Genomic DNA, 9,144 nt, shown 5'->3' with positions numbered 1-9,144 from the left:
GTTTAGCATAATTAGTAATGGTGTAGTTTATTTGACTCACCATGAGATATTGGCAATAATCTAGTCGGGTTACTTTGGGCTTTTTCATGACTTTATGCTACTACGTTATTCTTGAGGTTAGCAATACTTATTCGGTTTTGCGTAAGTCCTAAGATAAAAAGATAATAGTAGGTACGAACGCTTGGCATCTTAACAAAGCCTATCCATAATGCTACTATGGTAGTTATACACTATAAGGGGTCCCTTATGAGTTACCAACATATGTTACTGGTTACTGACTTACTGTCCGACGCTGATGTAGTCGCTCAAAAAGCCAGATATATCGTTGCCAATCGTCCTGAATCTAAGCTATCAGTATTACATATCGTCGAGGACGATATGGTTCGCTTTGGCTATGAGCTAGTACCAGTTTCTAGTCTTACTGGTGGTGAGGTCGAGGGTAAACACTGGCAGGAAGCACGGGCAAAGCTAGCGCAGTTTATTGAGCGTAATGAGCTACAGGCGGTCAACTCAGAAGTTACGGCTGCTATATCTAACAGCAAAGGCATCGTTAACTATTGCCGTAAAAACGACGTTGACCTACTAATCATTGGACGCCATGAACGTCGTGGTATCGCAGCATGGTTAGTTGGGGCAACAGCAGATGATATTTTGCCGAATGTGCCTTGTGATAGCCTAGTCGTCAAGCTCGATACGCCGGTGCCAAAATAAGATTGGCGTCACTACAAATTAGATCAAAAACTGCTGGTAGATGAAATTAAGGTAATGAGGAGCCAATGGGCTCACGAAAGTTAAAGGCTAACATAGAGGGAAGATAACCAAGCTATTGCAGTTATCAAAGATAATGCACATTTAACAAAGCCAACTTAACAGCAGACGTTAGTAGTGCTATAGTTAAGACTACCTGCTACGAGGAATGCCTCATGAGTTACCAACATATTTTACTAGTCACCGACTTATTATCCGATGCAGATGTGGTGGCACAAAAAGCCAAACGCATCGTCGATAATCGTCCTGACTCCAAATTATCAGTACTACATATTGTCAAAGATACGATGGTTGGCTTTGGCTATGAGCTAGTGCCCGCCTCTAGTTTATATGATGAAATTGATGATGAACGTTGCCAAGAAGCGCGGGCAAAACTCGCACAGTTCTTGGATCGCAACCAATTAAACGCGGTAAATTCTGAAGTAACCACCGCTATCTCTAGCAGTGAAGGCATCGTTAATTATTGTGAAAAGAATAACGTCGATTTATTAGTTATCGGACGCCATGAGCGCCATGGTATCGCCGCATGGCTCAGTGGTGCGACTGCGGATAACATCCTACCTAACGTTCCTTGCGATAGCTTAGTAGTAAAGCTCGATAAGCCAGTGTCAAAACGCAATTAAGGTTATTGTTAATTTATTAAATCAGTTACCAATAATAAAGCGCATTATAGATATTTCTCTATGATGCGCTTTTTTACCTTTAATATTAAGACTGGCGACATAACGGATAGAAATTAGAGCTGAGCTTTAAGCTTTAAACATCAGGCTTTAAACTTCCTGAATAATATCAATAAAGGTCTGCCAAATCGGACTTTGATGACGTGCCTTATGCCAGACTAGCCACCACGTACGGGTCAAATCTATTCCCGCTACTTTTACCTGCACTAACTTATCGCTGGCTAATTCTGCTTGGATAACATGCTGCGATAGACAGCCCAGCCCAATATCAGCACTGACCATATGCTTAATCGCCTCCGACTGCTGAATTGCCATGATGACTTCGGCATCGGGCATGTGTTGTAATAATTGTTCATCGATAACTTGCCGAGTACCCGAACCGGCCTCACGTACTAACAAAGGTAGCTTTGCCAACTGCGCGGAGGTTAGCCGATAGCAATTATCATCATTGTCATACTCTGCGATATCTATTAGCCATTTACTATCACGTTTGGCAAATACCATTAAAGTATCGGTTCGCCATGCTCGCTGCTCAATAACCTTAGTATCCGATGGGCGCGGCATGCCCTCCACCAGCGCAATATCTATATTTAACTGCTCAACCTCACTAACCACTTCTTGGGTATTGGCAATATACATATCAACGTTCGAATCAGGAAGCGCGGCGTATAGCTTGGCTAATAATGGCGGCAATACGTAATTACCTATGGTAGTGCTGGCTCCGATATGAATTTGCTCGGCGTGGTGCTTATGATAATGCTCAAGCGTTAATGACTGCCCCAAGATTGCCTGCGCTTGGATATAGACCGGATGAGCATTCGCATGTTGGTTGAGTCTGCGTCCGACCCGCTCAAACAAAGGCATTTGCAGTCGAGATTCTAACTCGGTTAAGGCACTACTGACCGCAGACTGCGATAAATGTAGCTCTTCACTCGCACGGCTAGTGCTGCCCGTTTGGTAAATACTAACAAATACCGCCAGCTGCTTAAGGGTAATCTTCGGTAAGGTTTGAATTGACTTTTTCATTATTAACTACCCCCTCTCGCTACTAAAATTTCTGCAATTATCTTCATTTATTAACTCGAATACATCATTTTAAACGTATTAACCTAAAAAACCGATAGTTTATATCTTATTAATCTGTTTTTATTATAGATTGACTTGCCCTATAATGTCCACTCATCAACTTATGAGCTTTTGGATTATTGGTAAGTTATTGTTGTTACCACTTTTTTCCTTTGTCAGCCGTTAGATTCATATTGCCACGGCTGTAGTAGTCAATGTAAAAGCAGACACGTTAATAGGATCGTTAGTAATGAATGCCTTTGCCCAATCAGTTGCCAGTTATTTTCCGAAAGGTCGCCATCTTGTAGGGCTTATCGTTGTGCTCATCGGTAGCTTATTTTGCTTATGGCTAAATACCAGCTTGGACACGTGGACCAATGGGCGCATCGTTGGGCTATCGTCATTAACATTAGCCATTTTGATGGGTATGGTGCTGGGCAATACCATTTACCCAAAGGTCGCTGAGCGCTTAAATGAAGGCGTTAACTTTGCCAAAGGTCAGATTTTGCGTTTAGCAATTATGTTTTACGGCTTTAAACTGACCTTTACCCAAGTCGCCAGCGTTGGACTGCCTGCCATTATGAGTGATGCATTGGTGCTGACCTCGACGTTTTTATTAACCTATTGGCTAGGCACTAGATGGTTAAAAGTCGATAAACAAACCACTTTACTAATTGGCTCAGGTGCGAGTATTTGCGGTGCGGCAGCGGTCATTGCAGCGGAACCAGTCGTCAAAGCAGAAGCGCATAAAGTCACTATTGCGGTGGCAACGGTGGTGGTATTCGGTACTATCGCTATGCTGCTCTATCCATTTTTATATCATCTCGGCTGGTTGCAACCGTGGCTCAGCGCCCAAGATTACGGCGTCTATACCGGTTCTACTATTCATGAAGTCGCCCAAGTCGTAGTGGCCGGTAATACGATTAGTCCTGAAGTTGGCGATACGGCAGTCGTGACTAAAATGATTCGGGTCATGATGCTCGCACCATTCTTACTGATTTTGTCTTTTGCCTTGACCAAAGGCGGCAGCGAGAATGGTCAAAAACCGTCATTTATGAACCGTGTCCAGCAAGTTAAAGTACCTTGGTTTGCCTTTATCTTTATACTCATCGTACTACTACACACTTGGCTAAATATGTCTGAAGGCTTAGAAAACGCCATGGTAATGTTAGATGACCTTCTTTTGACTATGGCCATGTTTGCCTTAGGCCTAACCACTCATCTAAGTGCCATCAAACAAGCGGGGGTCAAACCTCTTATTTTAGGCGCGATCATGTTTGGCTGGTTAATCATTGGTGGCGGTCTAATCAATGTAGGCATTAGCTTTCTCTAATTGTTTTTATTTCTAAAGCTTTGGCAACCTTATCTGTACTTTGACAGCGCTAACTAAAAAAACGCCTACGTTATCATTAAGATAGACGTAGGCGTTTTGCTGTAACCCATTATTGATCTTAAATTTATTAGTATTCAAACTCAAAACTCAGTATTAAAACGCGAACTATAGACGAAAAAAAACGAACCCGAAGGTCCGTTTTTTGTGCATTATGTTGTTATCAGTTACTTGTTGTAGTAAGCGACAACCACATTTTGCTAATTATACAGCAACGATGTTATGTGCTTGTGGGCCTTTTTGGCCTTGAGTTACAGTGAACTCAACTTCTTGGCCTTCAGCTAAAGTTTTGAAACCTGAGCCAGTGATTTCGCTGTAATGAGCAAAAACATCAGCGCCGCTTTCTGGAGCGATGAAACCAAAGCCTTTAGCTTCGTTGAACCATTTAACTGTACCTTTCATAGTATCTGACATATCTATAATCCTAATTTTTAATCTATTAATGGTCTAATGACCGGCAAAGCTTGCAAATAGCTACTGAACGATAAATATTAAAACGAAGGATTATAACTAATACTACGAGGTAATGATTTGGTGCAGAACTGCTCTTAAGCTTGAACGTATTATAAGCGCCTTTTCGCGTTAGCGCAAGCATTATCTGGTATTTTACGTGAAAACATTCAAATATGTCGCTATTTTCGTCCTTTTTGCTCAGCTTTACGTCTTATAACGCAGACGACCTATAGGTTTGTTGCTCAGACTAAGCATTAGGTAATCGGAACAAATAAATGGCCACGCTGCTACATATGACCGCCACTATCCATGCTATCCACAGCATATCAGCTGGCAGGCTATAAAATAACATAGTTGTCGACAACGCCATCATGACACTCGCCAGCCACTTAGCATAATGTGGCACCGCATGATTCGCTTCCCAATCACGGACAAACTTACCAAAATAGCGATGGTTGATCAGCCAAAAGTGAAAACGTCGTGAACTACGCGCCCAGCAGCCTGCAGCTAATAATACAAACGGTGCAGTTGGCATCACTGGTAATAACACGCCAATAATTCCTAATACAAAAAATATCCAACCAAGCGTCAAAAACGTCCAACGCACTGTAGGGCTAGCGGACTGGTTGGTCTTAGGACGATAATAAAACGCGCGTTTTTTTTCAGGTATGTCAGTCATGTCAGTCGTGGGTTCAGTAGTAAAAGTAATGTCTATGGGTAATAGAGAACAGGTAGCAATAGTTACTCACATAAGTAATTTAGCATGCAGTAATTGATAAGAACGTTCAAGACTGCTTTTGAGTCGTTTTGCTATTGATACGTATGCTTGTTTAGCAATTAAGTGAACACAACCTCACACGAGGCAGCTGATAAAACGATTGTTTAATAAGCTTGGTTAAACGAAAAAACCGCTCACAGTATAGGCTGGAGCAGTTTTTTGTAGCAAAATAAAGCGATTATAAATACATATTATAATAACGAAAACACGAAAACAATAAAAGATAAAAAGTAACTGAGCATTATAACGACAACATACTTTTCATTCATCTGTTTGTCATTGACCTCACGTTTTCCTAGGGTAATACCAAGCTTTTCAAGAGATACCCCAAAAAAATAAACCGCCAACGAAAATAATATAACTTGGAAAAGAACAGCAAGGAAACTATTGATATCAGGAAATAAAACACTAATCTTAAAAACTAACAAGAGTAAAAAGGCAATTAAACCTGATATGGAGCCATGAAAAAATATAATATCGTGCCAAGTTGCATTGGTTTTATACAAGCTGGTTTCGATATCAAAGCTACTGGGTGCGGATTCTCTAGTAATAGCATCTCTTCTAAGCACGCCCCTATGTACATTTATCTTGCTTACCGTAATGACAAGTACAACAGATGTAAGAATAACCCACAAGAAAACGTATAGATTTAGGATGATGGTTGCTCCATGAATCGATGAAAGAACGGCTCAAATATACTACCCACATTATCACCCTGCATACTGGCAAAATTCAATGCTTGAGTTCTAATTTGAGTAGACTCAAACGTCACAAATATGAGACTTAACTATCTTATCATTCCGATATTTTTCGTTTGTAAATATTCTTCATTTCTATAAAATTACTTTGATAAATACTTTTACTATAGTTATGCTATTTATTGCTCTACAAGCTGCCAGCTAATGCATTACTAGTCTCGTTTGCAATAATTATTCGTCTGAGTTATCCGATACAAAGCTGTCAATATTTATATGCTTCTACCTTAAGGATAACTTTGCCAATAATCCGCGATTACTTTTGGGAAGCAATACTTTTTTGGCATCACGGTAATAGCGATTGGGATTAGTACGGACTTGGTCACTCCGCCAACACTGTCACAGGTTGCTGTCTCAGAAACGTCGTAGTGGACAATTCGCACCGTGTTTTCGGGACAAAGGTCTGAGCAATGAAACTCTTCAATCACTTTCGTACCTTTGTGGACACCTATTACGAGATTGGGCTGCCCTTTTACTGGTTTACGACTGTCTTGTTGGGCGATACTGATTAGCTGCGCATCAGATAGCATGTTTTCGTTGGTGGGCAATGAGACACAAGCTACTAAGCTGATTAATAGTGCGCTTAAGGTAAGCACTTTAGTCTTTGAGGTCATTAGCGTCATATCAATTACTCCTCAATGCAAAGCACCTGTTATTCATCTCTATCTAACTTTGACGGGTAAACTTGAACGTAGTCGGTGCGGTGTCATCAATACTAGTTTGGCTTAAGGGTAAGCGCTATCAAACGTTGAGATGATGCATTAGGCTCCGTATATAAAATTTACATTTATTAAAAATAAATAAACTATAAGTTGATTTAAAAAATATTATAGTTTACCTTTATGCTATTCTCCTCACTTTATCAAAAACAGCATATTTATCATACTCGTTAAAAGCAAGCATAAGATCTTTTTCAACTCTATCTTTATTAAAATTATTACCTTCAATATTTTTTGATTTATTAAAATAAATTGCCAATACATTAGTACAATCGTGACCACAACACATCTGCTTATTATCATAATTTCGGGTTGTATATTGACTATGATAGCTCTTTAATTCCACTATAGTTACTTTTGTAGACGGAGATATTCTAATTAGTTCATTTAACAAAATATCAAAATCTAAAGACAAGCTCCCGTTATCAAACAGAATAAACTTATTGAAATTTAACCTTTTAAACTTTAGTTTCAAATCTTTATCATAATTAACTAGTCTTAAAAATCCTACCGTCTTACATACCTGAATAACTTCTTCTAAAACCTTATCGTAAAAATTATTGCTATTATTTTTTGATTTCTGATCTAAAACTTTATGTATAGCAGAAGACCAAACCATCATTACCTCTATATCATGATAATCTGTAATAAATATGCCGTGATCTAGGCGTTCATCTTTTTTTTGGAAAATATGATCAAAATCAGCATCACAAACTGCATATACCTTTCCTAGATAAATATTATACAAGCTTCTCATAACTTCGATAATATTTTTTTTGCCATTTACTGGAACTAACTCAATTTTATTTTCATCTACTATTCCTCTAAATAGCATTATATCGGTTTTCCCTTCTAAATATAAAGTTATTTTTTCATAGCTAGGATGATTTATACTCATTTTGAAATCATTTATGATTGAAATAGGATCTAATGAAAAATGATCTAATAGGCTCATAGATTTTGCACCTGCTTTTTCCTTAAATCCTCTAAATCTATAGTGCTTTCCCATTGATTACCTATTATCTGTGGTGAATGAGTTGCTATAATAGATTTACTGTTATTAATTGCAGATATTTTTACTAAGTCAGACATAAACTGCTTTTGCCAAACTATATGTAAAGATATTTCTGGTTCATCAATTAAGACTAAAGTGTCTGAATCACTGTTAAATATTAACTGATATAAAATTATAACTTGGTGTTGCTCTCCTGAAGAAAGTTTAGATAAACTCAATAATCTTTCTTCGTTATTTTTACTTTTAGAATCATTAATATCTCTAACGAAGTAAAAACCACGTTTTGAATCTATTTTTACCTTCTTAAAAATTAACTTACTATTTAATATTTCGACAAAAGTATTTATCTTCTCATAAATATCATCAAATGTGGAAAGCTTCTCGTTGGTATCCTCAACATATAGATTTAATACTTTAACGTCATTATCTTCAATATGTGTTATTTCTATTTCATTATCAAAACTATTTCCTTGAGAGAGAATGTCATATTTCATCAATTTTTTTCTTTTGTCTTGTATGTGATCTAGCTGGTTTATCAAATTAGATTTATCAAAGTCATTATATTGCTCTCTATTGTTAACTAATCTTTGTGGAAAAGTCGAGTCTAGTTCTTGAGACTTTATAGAGACTCTAAGACTTGAACTATTTATTTTAGACTTCAGTTTTGCAGAATATCTTTCGATAGCATTAGTATGAAAATTTTCTCGTCCTCCTATACTAGCATCTTTTAAAATTAATCTTTGATCTTGGACAAAATAGGTTTTTTGTTTTTTTGCAAAATCTTTCAACCAATCTGGCAGTTCTAATTTGCTTACTTCGATAACAGGAAAATCAAAGTTTTCTAAGACTTCTTTCAGATTATAGATAGTTCTACCTCTAGTCCTTCTGTCTACCCATCTATCATGTTCCATTCTTCTTAGGAAGGGAAAAAACTCTTCTATGCTTTCTCTATATATGCTTTGGTGTTCTTTCAAATCAATAACACAACTATTTCTATATTCATCATTACATAGTGTTATTTCAATCAAGTTATTTTCTATAATTTTTTGTTTATCAAAAATTTCAAAATTAACTTCATCGTCATCATCATTCAGACTATAGTCCTCATCAAATAAATTTAAGTTTTTAGACTGAACTGAATTTTCCTCTGATGTATTCCGTCTAATAGTCAGATCTCCCATATCTGTTATTAATGATATTTCTTTAAAGTCTAAGCTAGCAAAGTACATAAAATTTAAGGAGAATATAGAATGAATAGTCTTTAGGCATATTGTTTTTCCATAACCATTTGGAGCAGTTATAATTGTTATATCTTTACTCAAATCAAGAGAGTAGTTAAATATGCCAAACATCTCTTTGACTTCCAACTTTTTAAGAATCATGTTTATTTCCTAATGTAATACAGACATTTTAACTCTTTTTATTTTTCAGCATCATACACTTCATAACTATTGTAATAAAAGACTTTAACCATCACTATTAAAAATACTATTAGTAATGGTGACACCATTACTAATAGCT

At 37.2% G+C, this 9,144-nt stretch carries 9 protein-coding genes; 3 read left to right on the top strand and 6 right to left on the bottom strand.

Features of this window, described 5'->3' with window-relative positions:
- Window positions 1-246: 246 nt before the first annotated feature.
- Together JMX97_RS08095 and JMX97_RS08090 are read left to right on the top strand one after the other, a co-directional pair.
- Window positions 247-711 carry a universal stress protein gene (locus JMX97_RS08095; protein ID WP_201556654.1) on the top strand — a complete coding sequence of 155 codons (465 nt, stop codon included), beginning with the start codon at window positions 247-249 and terminating at the stop codon, window positions 709-711.
- 212 nt (window positions 712-923) lie between these two features.
- Entirely contained in the window at window positions 924-1,391 is a 468-nt protein-coding gene (locus JMX97_RS08090) for a universal stress protein (protein ID WP_201556652.1), read from the top strand.
- Between the two features lie 147 nt (window positions 1,392-1,538).
- On the opposite strand, the gene JMX97_RS08085 is transcribed toward JMX97_RS08090, so the two are convergent.
- The gene (locus JMX97_RS08085) at window positions 1,539-2,474 is read right to left on the bottom strand and encodes a LysR substrate-binding domain-containing protein (RefSeq protein ID WP_201556650.1); all 936 of its coding nucleotides are present in this window, start codon (window positions 2,472-2,474) and stop codon (window positions 1,539-1,541) included.
- A 289-nt stretch (window positions 2,475-2,763) separates the two neighbouring features.
- Between JMX97_RS08085 and JMX97_RS08080 the strand changes: the two genes are divergently transcribed.
- Window positions 2,764-3,846, top strand: coding sequence for a YeiH family protein (locus JMX97_RS08080; RefSeq protein ID WP_201556648.1), 1,083 nt, complete (start codon window positions 2,764-2,766; stop codon window positions 3,844-3,846).
- A gap of 261 nt (window positions 3,847-4,107) precedes the next feature.
- Here the strand turns inward: JMX97_RS08080 and JMX97_RS08075 are convergent, their stop codons facing one another.
- The 5 genes from JMX97_RS08075 to JMX97_RS08055 form a co-directional block, all read right to left on the bottom strand.
- Window positions 4,108-4,317 carry a cold-shock protein gene (locus JMX97_RS08075; RefSeq protein ID WP_320157741.1) on the bottom strand — a complete coding sequence of 70 codons (210 nt, stop codon included), beginning with the start codon at window positions 4,315-4,317 and terminating at the stop codon, window positions 4,108-4,110.
- Window positions 4,318-4,603: 286 nt separating this feature from the next.
- Complete coding sequence (locus JMX97_RS08070; protein ID WP_227671513.1) at window positions 4,604-5,035, bottom strand: YbaN family protein; 432 nt, start codon at window positions 5,033-5,035, stop codon at window positions 4,604-4,606.
- A gap of 1,081 nt (window positions 5,036-6,116) precedes the next feature.
- Window positions 6,117-6,512 (bottom strand): hypothetical protein, encoded by a 396-nt coding sequence (locus tag JMX97_RS08065; RefSeq protein ID WP_201556646.1) that lies wholly within the window; start codon window positions 6,510-6,512, stop codon window positions 6,117-6,119.
- Window positions 6,513-6,729: 217 nt separating this feature from the next.
- The gene (locus tag JMX97_RS08060; RefSeq protein WP_201556644.1) at window positions 6,730-7,563 is read right to left on the bottom strand and encodes a DUF4435 domain-containing protein; all 834 of its coding nucleotides are present in this window, start codon (window positions 7,561-7,563) and stop codon (window positions 6,730-6,732) included.
- A complete protein-coding gene (locus tag JMX97_RS08055) occupies window positions 7,560-9,005 on the bottom strand; it encodes an AAA family ATPase (RefSeq protein ID WP_201556642.1) in 1,446 nt (481 codons plus the stop codon). Before JMX97_RS08055 ends, JMX97_RS08060 begins: the two co-directional genes overlap by 4 nt.
- Window positions 9,006-9,144: the final 139 nt, after the last annotated feature.

The sequence above is a fragment of the Psychrobacter sp. 72-O-c genome (assembly GCF_904846605.1).
Classification (GTDB): domain Bacteria; phylum Pseudomonadota; class Gammaproteobacteria; order Pseudomonadales; family Moraxellaceae; genus Psychrobacter.
The sequence above is the reverse complement of the archived record's forward strand: the minus strand, read 5'-3'. Positions and strand labels throughout refer to the sequence as shown.

Excerpts from the sequence above, each read along its gene's own strand:
- JMX97_RS08090 (WP_201556652.1), top strand. The coding sequence starts at position 924 with ATGAGTTACCAACATATTTTACTAGTCACCGACTTATTATCCGATGCA.
- JMX97_RS08080 (WP_201556648.1), top strand. The coding sequence starts at position 2,764 with ATGAATGCCTTTGCCCAATCAGTTGCCAGTTATTTTCCGAAAGGTCGC.
- JMX97_RS08060 (WP_201556644.1), bottom strand. The coding sequence starts at position 7,563 with ATGAGCCTATTAGATCATTTTTCATTAGATCCTATTTCAATCATAAAT.
- JMX97_RS08070 (WP_227671513.1), bottom strand. The coding sequence starts at position 5,035 with ATGACTGACATACCTGAAAAAAAACGCGCGTTTTATTATCGTCCTAAG.
- JMX97_RS08095 (WP_201556654.1), top strand. The coding sequence starts at position 247 with ATGAGTTACCAACATATGTTACTGGTTACTGACTTACTGTCCGACGCT.
- JMX97_RS08055 (WP_201556642.1), bottom strand. The coding sequence starts at position 9,005 with ATGATTCTTAAAAAGTTGGAAGTCAAAGAGATGTTTGGCATATTTAAC.
- JMX97_RS08085 (WP_201556650.1), bottom strand. The coding sequence starts at position 2,474 with ATGAAAAAGTCAATTCAAACCTTACCGAAGATTACCCTTAAGCAGCTG.
- JMX97_RS08065 (WP_201556646.1), bottom strand. The coding sequence starts at position 6,512 with ATGACGCTAATGACCTCAAAGACTAAAGTGCTTACCTTAAGCGCACTA.
- JMX97_RS08075 (WP_320157741.1), bottom strand. The coding sequence starts at position 4,317 with ATGTCAGATACTATGAAAGGTACAGTTAAATGGTTCAACGAAGCTAAA.